The organism is Herbaspirillum sp. Her2 (genome assembly GCF_057961375.1).
Map to the genome: position 1 here is coordinate 1,092,888 of NZ_CM176331.1, position 18,849 is coordinate 1,111,736.

At 62.6% G+C, this 18,849-nt stretch carries 17 protein-coding genes; 16 read left to right on the plus strand and 1 reads right to left on the minus strand.

The features are described 5' to 3' along the window. The first annotated feature begins 30 nt into the window (after positions 1-30). The 10 genes from zapE (at position 31) to rlmD (ending at position 11,190) form a co-directional block, all read left to right on the plus strand. Complete coding sequence (zapE, locus tag ACWHXP_RS05030; protein WP_034333984.1) at positions 31-1,128, plus strand: cell division protein ZapE; 1,098 nt, start codon at positions 31-33, stop codon at positions 1,126-1,128. An 11-nt stretch (positions 1,129-1,139) separates the two neighbouring features. Continuing rightward, positions 1,140-2,072 carry a hypothetical protein gene (locus ACWHXP_RS05035; protein WP_134222778.1) on the plus strand — a complete coding sequence of 311 codons (933 nt, stop codon included), beginning with the start codon at positions 1,140-1,142 and terminating at the stop codon, positions 2,070-2,072. Positions 2,073-2,173: 101 nt separating this feature from the next. Continuing rightward, a complete protein-coding gene (locus tag ACWHXP_RS05040) occupies positions 2,174-2,380 on the plus strand; it encodes a YdcH family protein (RefSeq protein ID WP_006463294.1) in 207 nt (68 codons plus the stop codon). Between the two features lie 150 nt (positions 2,381-2,530). After that, positions 2,531-4,744: a DNA repair helicase YoaA gene (gene yoaA / locus ACWHXP_RS05045; protein ID WP_489634356.1), complete on the plus strand. Its 2,214-nt coding sequence runs from the start codon at positions 2,531-2,533 to the stop codon at positions 4,742-4,744. Position 4,745: 1 nt separating this feature from the next. Then, complete coding sequence (locus ACWHXP_RS05050; protein WP_489634355.1) at positions 4,746-5,693, plus strand: flagellar brake protein; 948 nt, start codon at positions 4,746-4,748, stop codon at positions 5,691-5,693. A 72-nt stretch (positions 5,694-5,765) separates the two neighbouring features. After that, complete coding sequence (surE, locus tag ACWHXP_RS05055; RefSeq protein WP_489634354.1) at positions 5,766-6,503, plus strand: 5'/3'-nucleotidase SurE; 738 nt, start codon at positions 5,766-5,768, stop codon at positions 6,501-6,503. Next, positions 6,500-7,465 (plus strand): protein-L-isoaspartate(D-aspartate) O-methyltransferase, encoded by a 966-nt coding sequence (locus tag ACWHXP_RS05060; protein WP_134222775.1) that lies wholly within the window; start codon positions 6,500-6,502, stop codon positions 7,463-7,465. Before surE ends, ACWHXP_RS05060 begins: the two co-directional genes overlap by 4 nt. 221 nt (positions 7,466-7,686) lie before the next feature. Continuing rightward, positions 7,687-8,670 (plus strand): peptidoglycan DD-metalloendopeptidase family protein, encoded by a 984-nt coding sequence (locus tag ACWHXP_RS05065; RefSeq protein ID WP_489634353.1) that lies wholly within the window; start codon positions 7,687-7,689, stop codon positions 8,668-8,670. 3 nt (positions 8,671-8,673) lie between these two features. After that, positions 8,674-9,687: an RNA polymerase sigma factor RpoS gene (rpoS, locus tag ACWHXP_RS05070; RefSeq protein ID WP_489634352.1), complete on the plus strand. Its 1,014-nt coding sequence runs from the start codon at positions 8,674-8,676 to the stop codon at positions 9,685-9,687. A 141-nt stretch (positions 9,688-9,828) separates the two neighbouring features. After that, positions 9,829-11,190, plus strand: a complete 1,362-nt coding sequence (gene rlmD / locus ACWHXP_RS05075) for a 23S rRNA (uracil(1939)-C(5))-methyltransferase RlmD (RefSeq protein WP_489634351.1) — start codon at positions 9,829-9,831, stop codon at positions 11,188-11,190. A 75-nt stretch (positions 11,191-11,265) separates the two neighbouring features. Here rlmD and ACWHXP_RS05080 read toward each other — a convergent pair whose 3' ends face one another. After that, the gene (locus ACWHXP_RS05080; protein WP_039785351.1) at positions 11,266-11,955 is read right to left on the minus strand and encodes a Bax inhibitor-1/YccA family protein; all 690 of its coding nucleotides are present in this window, start codon (positions 11,953-11,955) and stop codon (positions 11,266-11,268) included. A 268-nt stretch (positions 11,956-12,223) separates the two neighbouring features. Between ACWHXP_RS05080 and ndk the strand changes: the two genes are divergently transcribed. From ndk to ACWHXP_RS05110, 6 genes are all read left to right on the plus strand, one after another. Then, positions 12,224-12,649, plus strand: coding sequence for a nucleoside-diphosphate kinase (gene ndk, locus ACWHXP_RS05085; RefSeq protein ID WP_034333977.1), 426 nt, complete (start codon positions 12,224-12,226; stop codon positions 12,647-12,649). Between the two features lie 96 nt (positions 12,650-12,745). Next, positions 12,746-13,918 (plus strand): dual-specificity RNA methyltransferase RlmN, encoded by a 1,173-nt coding sequence (rlmN, locus tag ACWHXP_RS05090; RefSeq protein WP_121041897.1) that lies wholly within the window; start codon positions 12,746-12,748, stop codon positions 13,916-13,918. A 300-nt stretch (positions 13,919-14,218) separates the two neighbouring features. Further along, entirely contained in the window at positions 14,219-15,313 is a 1,095-nt protein-coding gene (locus tag ACWHXP_RS05095) for a RodZ domain-containing protein (protein WP_489623166.1), read from the plus strand. 13 nt (positions 15,314-15,326) lie between these two features. After that, positions 15,327-16,589, plus strand: coding sequence for a flavodoxin-dependent (E)-4-hydroxy-3-methylbut-2-enyl-diphosphate synthase (ispG, locus tag ACWHXP_RS05100; protein ID WP_204726644.1), 1,263 nt, complete (start codon positions 15,327-15,329; stop codon positions 16,587-16,589). A gap of 130 nt (positions 16,590-16,719) precedes the next feature. Beyond that, a complete protein-coding gene (gene hisS / locus ACWHXP_RS05105) occupies positions 16,720-18,075 on the plus strand; it encodes a histidine--tRNA ligase (RefSeq protein WP_039785359.1) in 1,356 nt (451 codons plus the stop codon). A 45-nt stretch (positions 18,076-18,120) separates the two neighbouring features. Next, on the plus strand, positions 18,121-18,765 hold the full coding sequence (locus ACWHXP_RS05110) for a YfgM family protein (protein ID WP_489623165.1): 645 nt from the start codon (positions 18,121-18,123) through the stop codon (positions 18,763-18,765). The last annotated feature ends 84 nt before the right edge of the window (positions 18,766-18,849 follow it).

Sequence of the window (18,849 nt, forward strand, 5' to 3'; positions counted from 1 at the left end):
TCGCCCATTGTCGTTTTACAAGACCACACCATGGATGTCCGTCAATTCTACGAACAGTCGCTGTCCCAGCGCGGTTATCAACCTGATGAAGCGCAGCTGCGTGCCATCGAGCGCCTGCAGCGCGCCTATGAGGAATGGGTCGCTTACAAAGCCCAGCGTGCCTCCGCCTTCAAGCGCCTGATCAGCCGCCCGGCCGTGCCGCGCGGCGTCTACATGTGGGGCGGGGTAGGGCGCGGCAAGTCGTTCCTGATGGACAGCTTCTATTCCGTGGTGCCGGTGGTGCGCAAGACGCGCCTGCACTTCCACGAATTCATGCGCGATGTGCATCGCCAGCTTGATGAACTGAAGGGAATTTCCGACCCCCTCGATGAAGTCGCCAAGCGCATCGCCAAGAAGTACCGCCTGATCTGTTTCGACGAATTCCACGTCTCCGACATCGCCGATGCGATGATCCTCTACAACCTCCTGAAGGGGCTGTTCGATCACGGCGTGTCCTTTGTGATGACCTCCAACTATGAGCCCAGCACGCTCTATCCGGACGGCCTGCACCGCGACCGCATGCTGCCGACCATTGCGCTGCTGAAGGAAAAGCTGGACGTCATGAACATCGATGCCGGCATCGACTACCGCAAGCGGGTGCTGGAGCAGGTGAAGGTGTACCACACGCCCCTCAACGCCAAGACCGATGAAGAATTGCGCACCGCCTTCGCCTCCGTGGCCGAGGCGGCTGATGAAGATCCACGCGTACACATTGAGGCTCGCGAGATCCGCGCCCTGCGCCGTGCGGGCAGTGCGATCTGGTTCGACTTCGCTACGCTGTGCGGAGGCCCGCGATCGCAGAATGACTACCTGGAACTGGCCAGCCGGTTCCAGACCGTGATCCTGTCTGGCATTCCGCGGATGTCCGCGGCCATGTCTTCGGAAGCGCGCCGCTTCACCTGGCTGATCGATGTCTTCTACGACCACAAGGTCAAGCTCATCATGTCCGCCGCGGTGGAGCCGGACGAGCTTTACACCGTCGGTACCCTTTCCAACGAATTCCACCGTACTGTTTCACGTATCATTGAGATGCAGTCGAAGGAATACCTGGATGCGGATCGCCGCTCGATTGCCGACAGCCTCTCCTGAACAACCACCTGATGAACAAGAAATCCATGCAAGGTCTTTTTGCCGATGCCAAAGGCGTCACTTCTTCCCTGTGCGGCCTGATGCTGGCCTTGGCCGCCGGTGCCAGCATGGCGCAAGGGCAGGCATCGGCCAGCGCCACGTCCGGCGCACAGCCGGGACGGATCCAGGCGCAAGCCCAGGGACAAGTCAGCCCGGCCGATGCCGGTGCGACACCACAGGCTGCTCCTGTTGCCCCCGCGCCCGTCATGAGCCGTGAACGCTTCGACGAACTGGAAGCGCGTGCGCCGATTGCGCAGCGTTATCCTGCCGGCTCCATCAAGTCCGACGAAGCGGCACAAAAGGCGCTGGATGAAGCCGCCGAAGACCGGCAGGTGGCCGAACTGCGCTACATCCTTGATCAGCGTGCCTGCTATCCCAAATTCCTGGTCTCGGACTGCCTGGAAGCCGCGCGCGACCGCAAGCGTCTGACCGACAAGGGCATCAAGGCGGTGGAGTACGAGGCCAAGGTGTTCCAGCGCCAGGCCACCGTGGACGACCGTGATCGTTCACTGGCCGAGCAGCGCGCCAAGGACGAGGAAGATTCCGCCCGCCGCCTGGCCGACCAGAAGCAGAAAGAAGCCGATTCCGCCCGCAAGGTCCAGGAAAGCCGCACCAAGAACAGCGAAGTCCAGCAACGTATCGACCAGAACAAGAACGTGCCGGCCGATTACCGTGTGCGTCAGCACGAGGCGGAAGTCCAGCGCCAGCAGGCTGAGGAAGCCGCGCGCGCACCGTCGCGCGCCGCCAACGCCGCCGAACGTCAGCGCCGCATCCAGGAAGCCGAGGAGCATCGCCTGGAAGTGGAGCGCAAGAAGGCCGAAAACGAGCGCGAACGTGCAGAGCGCAAGCAGAAGCAACAGCAGGACCAGCAACAGCAGCAATCGCAGCAGCCCGCCGCCAAGTAAGGCGTTCTGACGCTGGCCCCTCCGTCCGCAGGCCCATGCCGATTTGGCGTGGGCCTGCGGGTGCATTACACTAGCAAGCACATCAGCAACCAGCCGCCATCATGACCAGTACGCATCGCGAAGACATCCAGCGCCGCATCATCGAACTCGAAGTCGAGCACCGTGATCTCGATAGCGTGATCGACATGCTCATCCGCGATGCCCGTTCGGAGGACCTGCAACTGCGCCGCCTCAAGAAGCGCAAGCTGCAACTGAAGGACCACATTGCGCTGCTGAAGATGCAGCTGGTCCCCGATATCCCCGCCTGAGCCCCGCTGCGCGCCTGCTCCTGCTGGCGAGCTTCTCGAAATCCGCGGTCCACGTTCCTGTGTCCTTCATGCGAGTCGGGGGTAGGCTGCCGACTCCGCGTAAAATAGCGCCTTGTTCCCAATGACGTGCAAGATGCGCCGGTATCGCCGATGCCTGCGCCACACGTGTTCTTCTACAGGTTTGCCGCAGTGACAGCTCCCGAAGCCCCCGCCCACAACGCCGACAGTCGCACCGCTCCCGCCGGGACGGAGGGCGCTGCCCCCGAAGAACCAGGTCTCCATGATGCCGAGGTCGAGCGCCTGTTCGGTGAAGGCGGTCCCTTGGGCGGTGCCGTTGGCAGCTATCGCCCGCGTCATGCCCAGACCGAGATGGCCAAGGCCATCGCCGACGCCATCGCCAATCAGGGTACGCTGATCGCCGAGGCCGGTACCGGTACCGGCAAGACCTTTGCCTACCTCGTCCCGGCCTTGCTGTGGGGCGGCAAGACCATCGTCTCCACCGGCACCAAGACGCTGCAGGACCAGCTCTTCAATCGTGATATCCCCACCGTGCGCAAGGCCTTGCATGCGCCCGTCTCGGTGGCGCTGCTCAAGGGGCGCAGCAATTATGTCTGCCACTTCCACCTGGAGCGCACCCTGCAGAACGGCCGCCTGACCGCGCGCGAGGATGTGGGCTACCTGCGCGAGATCTCGCGCTTCGTCAAATCCACTTCCTCCGGCGACAAGGCCGAGCTGACCAAGGTGCCGGAGACGGCTTCGGTATGGAATCTGGTGACCTCCACCCGCGATACCTGTTTCGGGGCTGAATGCCAGTACTACCAGGATTGCTTCGTCATGAAGGCGCGCAAGGAAGCGCAGCAGGCTGATGTGGTGGTGGTCAATCACCACCTGTTCTTCGCTGATGTGGCCCTGAAGGACACCGGCATCGCCGAACTGCTGCCCTCGGCCAATACCGTCATCTTCGACGAAGCGCACCAGTTGCCGGATACGGCCACGCTGTTCTTTGGCGAGACCATCTCCACCTCGCAGATTCTCGAACTCTGCCGCGACGTGCTGGCCGAAGGCCTGTCGCATGCCCGTGACGGTGCTGACTGGGCGCGTCTGGTGGCACCGGTGGAACGTGCGGCGCGCGATCTGCGGCTGGCTTTCCCGGAAGAATCGGTACGCCTGGCGCTGAACCAGATTGCGCCTTCCAGCGCCTTCTTCCCGTCGCTCGACACGCTGAAGGACTGCATGGACGACATGATCGCCGTGCTCGAAAAACAGGCCGAACGTGCCGAGACCATCGAGCAGTGCCGCGACCGTGCCAATGAATTGCTGCGGCAGCTGGAAAACTGGGGCACGCCCGACGAACTGGCCAAGATCCAGGCCGAAGCCGCCGCCAAGGCAGCGGCCAAGCCCGCCGACAACAAGCGAGCAGGCGAGGGTGAGGAGCAGGAAGATTCGCCCGCGCAGAAACCCTTCTACGTGCTCTGGGTGGAAGCCTTCCAGTCCTCGCTGCAGTTGCACCGCACGCCGCTGTCGATCGCGCCCATCTTCAACAAGCAGCGCGAGGGTACGCCGCGTTCATGGATCTTCACGTCGGCGACGCTGGCAGTGAAGAAGGATTTCAATCACTACGCAGCCCAGATGGGCCTGTGGAATGCCCCGGCGCAATCGTGGCCGAGCCCTTTCAATTATGCCGAGCAGGGGCTGCTGTACGTACCGCAGAACCTGCCACAGCCAAATTCGTTTGAATACACCGATGCCGTCATCGATGCCGCACTGCCGACCATCGAGGCCGCCGGCGGCCGCTGCTTCTTCCTGTGCACTACGCTGCGTGCAGTCAATCGTGCAGCGGAGCGGCTGCGCGCCGAGTTCGACGCGCGCGGCCATGATTTCCCGCTGTTCGTGCAGGGCGAGGCGGGACGTACGGAGTTGCTGGACCGTTTCCGCGCTGCGGGCAATGGCGTGCTGATCGGTAGCCAGAGCTTCTGGGAAGGCGTGGACGTGCGTGGCGACGCACTGTCCCTGGTCATCATCGACAAGCTGCCGTTTTCTCCACCGGATGATCCGGTGCTGGCGGCCCGTATCAGCGAAATGGAAAAGCAGGGCCTGAACGGCTTCGTGCACCACCAGTTGCCGGCGGCCATCATCAACCTGAAGCAGGGCGCGGGTCGCCTGATCCGTGACGAGGGCGACCGCGGCGTGCTGATGATCTGCGATCCGCGCATCATCACCAAGAATTACGGTCGCCGTATCTGGCAGAGCCTGCCGCCCTTCAAGCGCACCCGCGAGCTGGAGGTGGTACAAGCCTTCTTCCGCGAGCAGGATGCACGCCGCGCCGCTGCCGCCGCCGACGAGGACGCTGCGGCGGAGGGTTGAGATGGCAGATCACACCTCGCTGGTGCCGGTGCGCGCCTCCGAACTCGCCCTGGGCCGCCCCGCGCCCTGGCCGATCTACAACGATGCCGGCAAGCTCCTGCTGGCACGCGGTACCTTGATCGACACACCGGATCAACTGGCCGGGCTGATCGAAAACGGTCTCTACCGCAATGCCAACTGGATTGCCGAGCCGGATACCGAATCCGTACCGTTGCCGCAGGCACGCGACGTCTTGCGCAAGAAGCAGGGTGGCAAAAAACCTTTGAAGCCCTCTGCGGCAGTGCGCGGCCAGGAAACCGTGATCACGCTTGACGAGGTGCGCTGGCAGATCGGCGATACCTTGTGGCTGCAATTTGCCAACGATGCCGCGCAGCGCTATGCGGTGTCATTGGTGGGCTGCTTGCCCAACCGCAGTATCCTGGTGACAGCGCCACAAAAGGAGGGCAAGCAGCTCTTCGTGCGGGAAGGCCAGGGCTTCGTGGTGCGCGCCCTGACCGGTCGCCGCGCCTATGCTTTTGCGGCGCAACTGCTGAAGTACCAGCAAACTCCTTTCGTTTACCTTCATGTCTCCCTGCCCAAAGAGGTACGTTCCACCGTCATCCGCCAGGCCACCCGCGTGCCTGTCGGGGCGGAAGGCTATCTCGCGGTGGATGGCAGCCAGCCGCTGGCCGCCAGCGTGATCGACCTCAGTTTGGCTGGGGCTTCGCTGGTGGCGACCTCGCTTTCCGGCAAGGTGGCGGCAAAGAAGGGCGTGACGGGCCAGCTGCGTTTCGTGGCCTCGGTGGCGGACCAGCAGTTGCCGCTGGAACTGCCGGTGGTCCTGCGGACGGTGGAGTCTTTGGGGGAGGCCGATTTCCATCAGTACGGGGTGGAATTTGCGCAACTGACGGTGCGCGACAAACTGGTGCTGTCAGCCTATGTCTATCAGGAACTGACGCTGCAGGAATAGACAACGCAACAGGGCAGGAGAATGTCAGGAGGAGGGGCTGTCCAAAGCTCGGCTTCGGTTAAAATTCAGGCCATGAAAATCCTCATCAGCAACGACGACGGCTACCTGGCACCCGGCATCAATGCCCTGGCCGAAGCTCTCGCAGCGATCGCCGACATCACCGTGGTGGCCCCCGACAGCAATCGCTCGGGCAGCTCCAATTCCCTGACGCTGGATCGCCCGCTGTGGGTGGAGCAGGCCGCCAACGGCTTCTACTATCTCAATGGCACGCCGTCGGACTGTGTCCACGTGGCGCTGACCGGCTTGCTCAAGGAGCGTCCTGACCTGATCGTCTCCGGCATCAACCAAGGCCAGAACATGGGCGACGATACGCTCTATTCCGGCACGGTGGCGGCGGCGACCGAGGGTTTTCTGTTCGGCATTCCTTCCATTGCGTTTTCGCAACTGCACAAGGGCTGGGGCGAGCTGGAGTCGGCCGCACGCATCGCCCGCGAGATCGTTGAGCGCCGCTTCGACAGCCTGCCCAAGCCTTACCTGCTCAACGTCAACATTCCCAACCTGCCGTATGCGCAGATCAAGGGCTGCGTGGCAACCCGTCTGGGCAAACGCCACATGTCCGAGCCGGTGCACAAGCTGACTGACCCGCATGGCCGGGACCTGTACTGGATCGGCCCGGCCGGGGCCGCCAAGGATGGTGGCGAGGGCACCGATTTCCATGCGACGGCCAATGGCTACGTCTCCATCACGCCGCTGCAGATCGACCTGACGCACACCGCGCAACTGGACAATCTCAAGAAAGCGCTTGCATGAGCGACAAGCCCAGCCGCTTTCCGCTGAGCCTGTCCTCGGTGGTCGACAAGAAAAAGACCGCCAACGCCGGGCGGGATGCGGCTGGCCGGCCCCAGGCCACGACCCAGACGGCGGCCAAGAATGCCGCCCAGTCATCGCAGCGCGCGGCCCTGAAGCCGGTGCAGCAGGGCCTGGCCCAGGCGCTGCGTCCGCCGCCGGCACCACCGCGCGCGCCGGTAGCGCCGGCCCAGCCGCTGCTGAGCGCCGCGCCGGTGCCGCGCACGGCCGTCAGGAACGTCATGACGGTGACCCAGACCAATGCTTCCCATCATGCCTCGCCGCTGGCCTCGGAAGCGGTGCGCAAGGCCATGGTGGCGCGCGTGGCCAAGCAGGGTGTGGCCGATGCCAAGGTGCTGGCCGCGCTGGAGGCAGTGCCGCGCCACATGTTTGTGGAACCCGGCCTGGCCAGCCAGGCCTATATCGATGCGTCGCTGCCGATCGGCCATCACCAGACCATTTCGCAGCCCTACATCGTGGCGCGCATGATCGAACTGATGCGCCAGAATCGCCATGGCGGCCGCCTGGACCGGGTATTGGAGATCGGCACCGGCTGCGGCTACCAGGCCGCCGTACTGTCGCGGGTAGCAGGCGAGGTGTATTCCATCGAGCGCATCAAGCCCTTGCATGAACTGGCCAAGACCAATCTGCGTCCCTTGCGCGTGGCGAACATCCGCTTGCATTACGGAGATGGTATGCTTGGCCTGCCGCAAGTTGCGCCGTTTGATGGCATCATCCTCGCGGCGGCAGGTCTCGAAGTGCCGCAGGCCCTGCTGGAACAGCTCGCCATTGGCGGCAGGCTGGTAGCGCCCGTGGGCGAACGCCAGCAGGTGCTGGAACTGATTGAACGTGTGGGCCAGCGCGACTGGCGCCGTACCACCCTGGAACAGTGCCATTTCGTGCCGCTGCGGCCGGGAACGGTGTAGGTCGGCAAAGTCCGGCATGAGCAGGACGCAATGAGCAAAACCGGCGGATATCAGGTCCGCCACGCATCATCGAACAGGGAGCGGGCGGCAACAAGCACAAGCATCCAAGCCGCGGGTCGATGAAAAGAGCGGATGGGCAGGCGAGGGGGCCGCATTTCCCTGATGAACTTCTGGCGCTGGCTGCGTGTCAACTAGCGTCGTACAAAATCTAACGTAAGAGCATGAAGAAAATTCGTTTGGCTGTATTGGGCAGTGTCGTCAGTTTGCTGGCCGCCTGCGGCTCGACACCGAATCAGCAGCCGGCGCCCGTCGTCGAGCGCACGTCGAGCACCGCCAAGCCGGCCGATGCTGCTGCCGCTCCGGTGGTGCCGGCCCCGTCGGGACGTGGCTATTACACGGTCAAGAAGGGCGATACCCTGTATCGCATCGCCCTGGACGTCGGGCAGAACTGGCGCGACATCGTCGCCTGGAACAATCTGACCAACCCGAACGACATCAAGGTCGACCAGGTGCTGCGCGTGGCGCCGCACGATCGTGCCGGTCCGGCCCAGACGGCGACCGTGGCTGCCGCGCCGGGCGCAGGCCTGGACGTGAAGCCGCTGGGTGCACCAGGTGCCGCCGCACCGGCTGCAGCACCGATGGCCTCGGGCAGCAACAAGACTGGTCCGCGCGGTGACAAGCGGGCCTACTCGGAAAGCGCCCTGGCTGAACTGGAAAAGCCTGATGCTGCACCGGCAGCCGCACCTGCTGCAGCCCCTGCGGCTGTCGCCAAGCCGGAAGCGCCGCATGCAGCGGACAAGCCGGCGGCAGCCAGCCAGGCGCCGGTCGCCAGCGATGATGAAGGCGTGACCTGGATGTGGCCGGCCGACGGCAAGGTGATCGGCACCTTCGAAGGCGGCAAGAAGGGTGTGGACATTGCAGGCAAGGATGGCCAGGCCGTGCTGGCAGCAGCCGGTGGCAAGGTCATGTATGCCGGTAGCGGCATTCGTGGCTATGGCAACCTGGTGATCATCAAGCACACCAACAACTTGTTGTCGGCCTATGCCCACAACAAGACCATCCTGGTCAAGGAAGGCCAGGCGGTGACCAAGGGACAGAAGATCGCTGAAATGGGCAAGTCCGACAGCGACAGCGTCAAACTGCATTTCGAGATCCGCCAGCAGGGTAAACCTGTTGATCCTTCAAAATACTTACCGCCACGCTAGCGTATGACAAGCAATCGCCGCGATCACTTGCCAGACCAGGACCCTCGTGAAGAGGATATGGACGATTCCATCGAGGAGATCGATGAACCGGAAGTGATTGACGGCGATGCTGCCGAGCAGCCCCAGGAGGCTGCCCCGGCCGAAGGCGTGGACGAGCTCAAGAAGGTGCTCGCCGCCGAACTCTCCACCGACACCACCCAGCATTACCTCAACAAGATCGGTGCCAAGCCGCTGTTGACGGCGGCCGAAGAGCTGCATTTCGCCACCCAGGCCAAGGCCGGCGAATTCGAGGCGCGCCAGAAGATGATCGAGCACAACCTGCGGCTGGTAGTGTCAATCGCCAAGCACTACATCAACCGGGGCGTGGCCCTGCTGGACCTGATCGAAGAGGGCAACCTCGGCCTGATGCGCGCCATCGACAAGTTCGAGCCTGAGCGCGGTTTCCGCTTCTCTACCTACGCCACCTGGTGGATCCGCCAGAGCATCGAGCGCGCCATCATGAATCAGGCCCGTACCGTGCGGCTTCCCGTGCATATGGTGCGCGAGCTGAACCAGATTCTCCGCGCAAAATATCACCTCGAAGCGCAGCAACGTGACGGAAGAGACGCCAGCGCCGAAGACATCGCGCACCTGGTCGACCGCCCGGTGGAAGAGGTGCAGGATGTGCTGGCCCTGTCCGAACATGCAGCCTCGCTGGACACCCCGCTCGATAACGACCCGCAGGCCAGCCTGATGGATCTCTTGCCCAGTGCCGTCGAAGAGCATCCGGACACCCGTGCCGAAAGCCAGGAAATGGCCTTGCTGATCCGGGAATGGCTCAAGAGCTTGTCCGAAAAACAACGTGTAGTGGTGGCCCGCCGCTTCGGCTTGGACAACGACGATCCCTCGACGCTGGAGCAACTGGCGGGCGAGATGGGCATCACTCGTGAGCGTGTGCGCCAAGTGCAGCAGGAGGCTTTGGTCAAGCTCAAGCGGCTGCTGACCTCGCGCGGCGTGAGCCGCGACGCGTTGTTCTAGGGCGCTTCCTCTATATTGCAGTGGTTTTCGCGGGCCGGCGCGGTCCGGATGCGCTTGCTGCTTCCCTCGCGGTCCCGGATCGCGGACAATACCGCTTTTGTTTTCGGCAGCGGGCTTCGGTCCTACCCTGTGGTTTCCCTCATGCAACAAGACATCATCATTGAAATCAAGTCGCTCGACATGGACGGGCGCGGCGTTGGTCATCTCCAAAACGAGGATGGCACGCAAGGCAAGGTCATCTTCGTCGAAGGCGCGCTGCCGGGCGAGCGGGTCAGTTTCCAGTCCTATCGCAAGAAACCCAAGTGGGAAGCGGGCGTGATGACCACGCTGCATAGCGAGTCCTCGCTGCGGGTGAAGCCCAGGTGTGAATATTTCGGCACCTGCGGCGGCTGTGCCATGCAGCATCTGGAGCCGTCGGCCCAGGTCGCCATGAAGCAGCGCGTGCTGGAAGACAACCTCTGGCACCTGGGCAAGACCAAGGCCGAGGTCATGCTGCGTCCCATCTATGGTCCCACCTGGGGTTATCGCTATCGCGCCCGCATCTCGGTGCGCCACGTGGCCAAGAAGGGTGGGGTGCTGGTGGGCTTCCATGAAAAGCGCTCGTCCTTCATCGCCGATATGAAGACTTGTGAAATCCTGCCGCCCAATGTGTCGGCCATGCTGGTGCCGCTGCGTGAACTGGTGGCAGCGCTGTCGATTCGTGATCGCATGCCGCAGATCGAGCTGGCCGTAGGTGAGGGCGACGATGGCAACAAGGTTACCGTACTGGTGTTGCGCATCATGGAGGCGCTGAGCCCGGCCGATGAAACCCTGCTCAAGACCTTTGCCGACGAGCACAAGATCGAATGGTGGCTGCAGACCAAGGGACCGGATACGGCAGCGCCATACTATCCCACCGAATCGCGCCTGCAGTACACCTTGCCTGAATTCGGTATCCGCATGCCGTTCAAGCCGACCGATTTTACCCAGGTGAATCACCAGATCAACCGCGTTCTGGTGGCCCGTGCGCTGCGCCTGCTGGATGTGCAGCCGCAGGATCGCGTGGCTGACCTGTTTTGCGGCTTGGGTAACTTCACGCTGCCCATCGCTACCTTGGCACGCGAAGTGGTCGGGATCGAAGGCAGCACGGCCCTGACCGAGCGCGCACTGGACAATGCCAAGGTCAATGGCGTCGATGCCAAGACCAGTTTCTATTGTCGCAACCTGTTCGAAGCCAAGCCAGAGGATTTCGTGGCGCTGGGCAAGTTCGATCGCATGCTGATCGACCCGCCACGCGAAGGTGCCATGGAAGTCTGCAAGGCCCTCGTGGAATTGCCATCGGAACAGCAGCACCTGAAGCCCAAGCGTATCGTCTACGTCTCCTGCAACCCGGCCACGCTGGCGCGTGACGCCGGCATGCTGGTGCATCTCGGCGGTTATGCGCTCAAGTATGCTGGCGTAGTGAACATGTTCCCGCATACGGCCCACGTGGAATCCATCGCCGTGTTCGATCTGCCCGAGTGAGGTCGAGGGCGGCAGACGAAAAAAATGCCGGCTTGCGCCGGCATTTTTATTTCATTTGAAGCAATATTCGCGAGATCAGTCTCGGTTGCCGCCAACGATGCCCAGGATGGACAGCAGGTTGGCAAAGACGTTGTAGACGTCCAGGTAGATCGCCAGCGTGGCCGAAATGTAGTTGGTTTCGCCGCCGTTGACCACCTGTTGCACGTCATACAGGATGTAAGCCGAGAAGATGGCGATGGCCACCACCGAGATGGTCAGTTGCAGCGCCGGCAGGTGCAGGAAGATGTTGGCCAGCGAAGCCACCAGGATCACCAGCACGCCTGCGAAGAGCCACTTGCCCATGCCCGAGAAGTCACGCTTGGAGACGGTGGCGATGGTGGCCATGCCGCAGAAGATGATGGCGGTGCCGCCAAAGGCCGTCATGATCAGTCCGGCGCCGTTGGAGAAGCCCAGCGTGTACTCGATCAGGCGCGACAGCATCAGGCCCATGAAGAAGGTGAAGCCCAGCAGGAAAGCTACACCCCAGCCGGTATTCTTGGTCTTCTCGATCGCGTAGAAGAAGCCGAAGGCGATCGCCAGGAACAGCACGAAGCCGATCATCGGGCTGGCGGCAAACAGGCTGAAATGCATCTGCACACCCAGCCAGGCGCCCAGCACGGTCGGGATCATCGACAGCGCCAGCAGCCAGTAGGTGTTGCGCAGAACGCGGTTGCGGGTGGCCAGACTCGTGGTCGAGTGGCCGAAGGTCGTGTCCAGTTGATTCATATGTCCTCCGAAGCGTTGAATGCGAGCCAGAGAATAGCACGATGGCTCACTGCTAAGACAAGTCTTCCCTCGCTCTGGTTCGAGATGCGGGCACTTTATGTGGGGCCGTTATCTCGCGCATCCTGGCTGGTTTCAATGCGCTACTGCCCGTATGCCGTGTCAAAGCAGGTGAATTGACATGATATCTGATGGTTTCATGCTAAAATACAAGGTTCATTGAATTAACAATTATTGGCTTTAAGCCTTTATTTTTATTGGAGTTTTTCTCATGGCAATTGAACGCACCCTGTCGATTATCAAGCCTGACGCCGTCGCCAAGAACGTGATCGGTCAGATCTACAGCCGTTTCGAAAACGCCGGCCTGAAGGTCGTCGCTGCTCGCATGGCCCAACTGTCGCGCGCTGAAGCTGAAGGTTTCTACGCTGTGCACCGTGAGCGTCCTTTCTTCAAGGACCTGGTGGACTTCATGATCTCCGGCCCGGTGATGATCCAGGTGCTGGAAGGCGAAGGCGCCATCCTGAAGAACCGCGACCTGATGGGCGCAACCGATCCGAAGAAGGCTGAGAAGGGCACCATCCGCGCCGACTTCGCCGACTCCATCGACGCCAACGCCGTGCACGGTTCGGACGCTGAAGAAACCGCCAAGGGCGAAATTGCCTACTTCTTCCCGGCGCTGAACGTTTATTCGCGTTAATCTGTTCCTGTTTTTCATCGGTCTTCCGGGCCGGGGCGGAAACCGGCGCTGCAATCCCTGTCGCGTCTTTCTGCCTTGGTCCCGACCGCAAGCATCATGACTACAGCTCTCACCAATCTGCTGGATATGGATCCCGCGCAACTCGTCGCCTACTGCGGCGAGTTGGGTGAGAAGCCGTTTCGTGCAAAGCAGTTGCAGCGATGGATACACCAGTTCGGCGTGTCTGATTTCGATCAGATGACCGACCTGGCCAAATCGCTGCGCGACAAGCTGAAGACCCGCGCCGAAGTCCGTGCGCCGGCCATCATCAGCGACCATACCTCCACCGATGGCACACGCAAGTGGCTGGTCGACGTGGGCCAGGGCAACGCGGTGGAAACCGTGTTCATTCCTGAAGAAAACCGCGGCACGCTGTGCGTTTCGACGCAGGCGGGCTGTGCAGTGAATTGCCGCTTCTGCTCCACCGGCAAGCAGGGCTTCAACCGCAATCTCACCGTGGCCGAAATCATCGGCCAGCTGTGGATGGCGGAATTCGAATTGCGCAAGACCAAGGGCATCGAAGGCGGCCCCAAGGGTGAGCGCCAGATCACCAACGTGGTCATGATGGGCATGGGCGAGCCGCTGCTCAACTTCGAGCCGACCGTGACCGCCTTGCGCCTGATGCTGGACGACAATGCCTATGGCCTGTCGCGCCGCCGCGTCACGCTCTCCACCAGCGGCGTGGTGCCGATGATCGACAAGCTGTCGCAGGAGTGCCCGGTGGCGCTGGCTGTCTCGCTGCACGCGTCCAACGATGTGCTGCGCGATTCGCTCATTCCGCTCAATCGCAAGCACCCGCTGCGCGAGCTGATGCTGGCCTGCAAACGCTATCTGGAATTCGCGCCGCGCGACTTCATCACCTTCGAGTACTGCATGCTCGATGGCGTCAATGACACCGACACCCATGCGCGCGAACTGGTCGCGCTGGTGAAGGAAGGCGAGACCGCCATCCCCTGCAAGTTCAACCTGATTCCCTTCAATCCCTTCCCCGAGTCGGGCTTGAAGCGCTCGCACAATCCGCGCATCAAGGCGTTTGCGCAGATCCTGATGGATGCCGGCATCGTGACCACCATCCGCAAGACCCGTGGCGACGACATCGATGCCGCCTGCGGCCAGTTGGCCGGCGAAGTGAAGGATCGTACACGGGTGCAGGAACGCATGCAGAAAATGGCCGAATACCAGGCCAAGTTCGGCAAGGACTTTGGCCGCATCGTGGAGATCTCCGGGTGACGGCAGGGTGGTCCCATGTCCTTGCTGGTCCTGCGGTACCAGCCTTCGCCGCCACGGCGAGGGATCAGCTGCCGCTTTTTACAGAATGGGTAACGGGGGCGTCGATGTTGCGCTGGGGCGCAGGCATCGCACGTCCTTTTTGTGTTTTTGCTGAAATGATCGTCCGTTCTGCCGTTATGGTTCAGGATGGGCTGAAGTTGTCGAATTTCCCCGGAGGGACGCGGCAGGAGCCGCGCAGGGACGCTCCAGAAGAATCCGGCCAGGGCCGGCTAAAAAAAGCTTTTCCATGTGGAGCATTTGATGAGTGATCAACAAATGAACGAAATGTCGTCGCAGCAACCGCAAGATCCTGGTCCATCGTCCCCGGCCCAGGTCTTGCCCGGCGCCGCGCTGGCGGCAGCGCGTCAGAAGAAGGGCTGGACCATCGAGCAGGCAGCCAGCCTGGTGAAGCTGGCCCCGCGCCAGATCCTGGCGATCGAAGCGGATAACTACGCAGCCTTGCCCGGCCTGGCCGTCGCGCGCGGTTTCGTGCGCAGCTATGCCAAGGTGCTGGGGCTGGATGTGAATGCCGTGACGGCTTCCTTGCCGCAGGAGTCGGCCGTGCAGCAGCGCGACCACATCGTGCCGCAGCACCAGCTCTCCACGCCGTTCTCGGAAGGTCCGCTGCCGGCCATGATGATGAGCACGCGCGGCAACAGCTCGGCCTTGCCCATCGTCGCCGGTGTGGTGGTGGTCGCCCTGTTGGCAGGCGCGGCAGCCGTGCGCTGGACTGAACTCGGTGCCAATGTGCCGCAGTTGGCCTTCCTCAAATCGCATCACGAGGAGGCAGCAGCAGCGTCGGGCACCTCTCCGGATGCGCAGAATGTGCAGTCGGCCGAGACCGCTTCTTCCACCGAGACACCGGTGAATGCCCGCGTTGAAACAATCACGTCCGCACCCGCCGAGGAGCCCGCCAAGCCTGCTGCTCCCGTTGCGGAGGCACCTGCACCGCTAGTTCAGGCCCCGGTGGCGGCCAAGCCGGAACCGGTCCAGGCCGCCACGCCGGCAGCCAGCCAGCCGGCATCCACGCCGGCCCCGGCGGCTGTGTCTGCCGCATCGGCTGCGCCCGCCCAGATGGCCTCGACCACTGTCCCCAGTGGCCTGAACATCGTCAACAGCAAGGATTTGCTGCGCCTGACCTTCCGCGAGGATTCCTGGGTGGAAATCCGGCGTGCCGACAAGAGCACCGTGATTTCGCGCCTGCTCAAGGCCGGCACCACCGAGACCTTTGATGTCTCGGACGCCACGACCCTGATCATCGGCAACGCCGCCGGTGTTGACGCCAGCCTGCGCGGCCAGCCGCTGGACCTGAAAACCCCGGGCGGCAGCAATGTTGCACGCCTGAACCTGAACTGAGTCGACTGCCATCATGTCTTCCTTCCCGATCGCCTCCGGGCCGCTGGCCCGCCGCAACAGCCGCCGCGTGGTCATCAGCCATGGGGCGCGCGAGATCATCGTGGGTGGTGGTGCCCCGGTCATGGTGCAATCCATGACCAACACCGACACTGCGGATGCCATCGGGACGGCCATCCAGATCAAGGAACTGGCCCGGGCCGGCTCCGAGATCGTGCGCCTGACCGTCAATACGCCCGAGGCCGCCGCAGCCGTGCCGGCCATTCGCGAGCAGCTCGACCGCATGGGCGTGGATGTGCCGCTGGTGGGCGATTTCCACTACAACGGCCACACCCTGCTGACCGACTATCCGGAGTGCGCCCAGGCGCTCTCCAAATACCGTATCAATCCCGGCAACGTGGGCAAGGGCGCCAAGCGCGATACCCAGTTCGCCCAGATGATCGAAGTGGCCTGCAAGTACGACAAGCCGGTGCGCATCGGCGTGAACTGGGGCAGCCTGGACCAGGCGCTGCTGGCGCGCATCATGGACGAAAACGCCGGTCGTGCCGAGCCGTGGTCGGCCCAGGCGGTGATGTATGAAGCCTTGGTCACCTCGGCCATCGAGAACGCCCAGCGCGCCGAGGAGCTGGGCATGTCGGGTGACAAGATCATTCTGTCCTGCAAGGTTTCCGGCGTGCAGGATCTGATCGCGGTTTATCGTGAGCTGGCGCGCCGCTGCGACTACCCCCTGCACCTGGGCCTGACCGAGGCCGGTATGGGCAGCAAGGGCATCGTGGCCTCCACGGCGGCGCTGTCGGTGCTGCTGCAGGAAGGCATCGGCGACACCATCCGCATCTCGCTGACCCCCGAGCCGGGCGGCGACCGGACCAAGGAAGTGGTGGTCGGCCAGGAAATCCTGCAGACCATGGGCTTGCGCAAGTTCACCCCGATGGTGATCGCCTGCCCGGGTTGTGGCCGCACCACCTCGACCGTGTTCCAGGACCTGGCCGACAAGATCCAGACCTTCCTGCGCGAGCAGATGCCGGTCTGGAAGGGCAAGTATCCCGGCGTGGAAGCCATGAACGTGGCCGTCATGGGCTGCATCGTCAATGGTCCCGGTGAATCCAAGCACGCCAACATCGGCATCAGCCTGCCGGGCACCGGCGAGTCGCCGGCGGCACCGGTGTTCATCGATGGCGAAAAGAAGATGACCCTGCGCGGCGAACGCATCGCCGAGGAATTCCAGAAGGTGGTGCTGGAGTATGTCGAATCGCATTACGGTCAGGGCAGCCATTCCTGACCACCGTGGAGCCCGCCACCATAGGGCGTTGCGGGCCATGCAGTACACTTGCGCTGGTGCGTCGCACGAAAGATGCGTCAGATACCAGTTTCCAGAAATGAAGTAAAAAGTAAAAACTCCGGGTTTCGGTATGTCAGAACAAAAGAAAGTCGAAAAAATCGTTGGCGTCAAAGGCATGAATGACATCCTGCCGGCGGACGCCCCGTTGTGGGAGCTGTTCGAGAACACGGTGCAATCGGTACTCAAGAGCTACGGTTTCCAGCAGATCCGCACCCCCATCGTCGAGCCGACCGCGCTGTTCGCGCGCGGCCTGGGCGAGGTGACCGACATCGTCGAGAAGGAAATGTATTCCTTCACCGATTCCATGAACGGCGACAACCTGACTTTGCGCCCGGAAAACACCGCCGGCGTGGTGCGCGCTGCCCTGGAACACAACCTGACCTATGACGGTCCCAAGCGCCTGTGGTATGTCGGCCCCATGTTCCGCCATGAGCGTCCGCAGCGCGGCCGTTATCGCCAGTTCCACCAGGTCGGCGCCGAAGCCGTGGGTTTCAGCGGCCCGGACATCGATGCCGAACTGATCATGATGTGCCAGCGCCTGTGGGATGACCTGGGCCTGTCCGACATCCGCCTGGAACTGAACTCCATCGGCAACGCCGAAGAGCGCAACAAGCACCGTGCCGACCTGATTGCCTACTTCGAACAGCACAAGGACCTGCTGGACACCGACGCCCAGCGCCGCCTGCACGCCAACCCGCTGCGCATCCTGGATACGAAGAATCCTGCCATGCAGGAGATGGTGAACGCCGCCCCCAAGCTGCTGGATTACCTGGGTGAAGAATCGCGCGCGCACTTCGAGGGCGTGCAGAAGATCCTGCGCCACAACAACATTCCCTTCACCATCAACCCGCGCCTGGTGCGCGGCATGGACTACTACAACCGTACCGTGTTCGAGTGGGTCACCGACCAGCTGGGCTCGCAGGGCACGGTCTGCGGCGGTGGACGCTACGATCCACTGATCGAAATGTTCGGCGGCAAGCCGACCCCGGCCTGTGGCTTCGCCATGGGCGTGGAACGCCTGCTGGAGCTGATGAAGGCCAATGGCGAGCAGTATGCACCGAACCAGTGCGACGTCTATCTGGTCCATCAAGGCGAAGAAGCACAGTTGCAATCTTTCGTTCTGGCTGAACGTTTGCGGACTGCCGGGCTCGATGTTGTGCTACATTGCGCATCGTCCAATGGTGGTGGTTCGTTCAAGGCGCAGATGAAGCGCGCCGACGCCAGCGGTGCTGCCTTTGCCGTGATCATCGGTGAAGACGAGCTCAAGGCCGGGACTGCCACCGTCAAGCACATGCGCGAAGGCAATGCCGAGGAAGGGCGTGCCAACCAGAGCAACATGGCCTTCGACGGCGTGGTCGACTACATCGTGGAACAGATCGTCGGCGATCACGACCATGATCACGACCACGTGCACTATCACCCCTGAAGACCCGTCCACCTCGACCGTCAACTTATCTAAACGCAGAGTTACATGGCATACGATCTCGAAGAACAAGAACAGCTTGATTCCATCAAGGCCTGGTGGGCGAAATACGGCAACCTGGTGACCTGGGCGCTGATCATCGCGCTGGCCGCCTACGCCGGCTGGACCGGCTGGAACACCTGGCAGGGCCGCCAGTCGGCGCAAGCCTCGGTGCTCTACGAAGAACAGCAGAAGTCGCTGGCAGCCAAGGACAATGCCAAGGTGCAACGCGCCGCCGCCGACATCCAGGACAAGTTCAGCGGCACCGCCTACGCCGAGATGAGCGCCCTGGTGGCAGCCAAGTCGGCCTTCGATGCCAATGACCTGGAAGCGGCCAAGAAGCAGCTGCAATGGGTGATCGACCACGGCCGTGGCAAGGAATACAAGGCCATCGCTGCCGTCCGCCTGGCGGGCGTGCTGCTCGATGCCAAGGCGTATGAGGAGGCGCTGAAGGTGCTGTCGGGTGACTATCCCGCGCAGTTCGCCGGTGCCATTGCCGACCGCAAGGGCGATGTGCTGGCCGCCCAGGGCAAGCGCGACGAAGCCCGCAGCGCCTACAAGCTGGCGCTGGAAAAGAGCGACGCCAAGGATCCGGGTCGTCAACTGATCCAGATCAAGCTCGACGCCATCGGAGGCGAAGCGCCCAAGGCCTGAGGCCGGCGCTCGCGCCACTGAAGAATGCTCCGGGTCCCGGTTCGCTGTGGCGCACCGGTGGCCTGGCGGGTTGCAGATGCAACC

Bases quoted from the DNA above. Each gene is read 5' to 3' on its own strand.
- ACWHXP_RS05040 (WP_006463294.1), top strand. From the start codon at position 2,174: ATGACCAGTACGCATCGCGAAGACATCCAGCGCCGCATCATCGAACTC.
- rlmD (WP_489634351.1), top strand. From the start codon at position 9,829: ATGCAACAAGACATCATCATTGAAATCAAGTCGCTCGACATGGACGGG.
- ACWHXP_RS05080 (WP_039785351.1), bottom strand. From the start codon at position 11,955: ATGAATCAACTGGACACGACCTTCGGCCACTCGACCACGAGTCTGGCC.
- ACWHXP_RS05110 (WP_489623165.1), top strand. From the start codon at position 18,121: ATGGCATACGATCTCGAAGAACAAGAACAGCTTGATTCCATCAAGGCC.
- zapE (WP_034333984.1), top strand. From the start codon at position 31: ATGGATGTCCGTCAATTCTACGAACAGTCGCTGTCCCAGCGCGGTTAT.
- ACWHXP_RS05050 (WP_489634355.1), top strand. From the start codon at position 4,746: ATGGCAGATCACACCTCGCTGGTGCCGGTGCGCGCCTCCGAACTCGCC.
- ACWHXP_RS05035 (WP_134222778.1), top strand. From the start codon at position 1,140: ATGAACAAGAAATCCATGCAAGGTCTTTTTGCCGATGCCAAAGGCGTC.
- ndk (WP_034333977.1), top strand. From the start codon at position 12,224: ATGGCAATTGAACGCACCCTGTCGATTATCAAGCCTGACGCCGTCGCC.
- ACWHXP_RS05065 (WP_489634353.1), top strand. From the start codon at position 7,687: ATGAAGAAAATTCGTTTGGCTGTATTGGGCAGTGTCGTCAGTTTGCTG.
- rlmN (WP_121041897.1), top strand. From the start codon at position 12,746: ATGACTACAGCTCTCACCAATCTGCTGGATATGGATCCCGCGCAACTC.
- ACWHXP_RS05095 (WP_489623166.1), top strand. From the start codon at position 14,219: ATGAGTGATCAACAAATGAACGAAATGTCGTCGCAGCAACCGCAAGAT.
- hisS (WP_039785359.1), top strand. From the start codon at position 16,720: ATGTCAGAACAAAAGAAAGTCGAAAAAATCGTTGGCGTCAAAGGCATG.
- ACWHXP_RS05060 (WP_134222775.1), top strand. From the start codon at position 6,500: ATGAGCGACAAGCCCAGCCGCTTTCCGCTGAGCCTGTCCTCGGTGGTC.
- rpoS (WP_489634352.1), top strand. From the start codon at position 8,674: ATGACAAGCAATCGCCGCGATCACTTGCCAGACCAGGACCCTCGTGAA.
- yoaA (WP_489634356.1), top strand. From the start codon at position 2,531: ATGCCTGCGCCACACGTGTTCTTCTACAGGTTTGCCGCAGTGACAGCT.
- ispG (WP_204726644.1), top strand. From the start codon at position 15,327: ATGTCTTCCTTCCCGATCGCCTCCGGGCCGCTGGCCCGCCGCAACAGC.
- surE (WP_489634354.1), top strand. From the start codon at position 5,766: ATGAAAATCCTCATCAGCAACGACGACGGCTACCTGGCACCCGGCATC.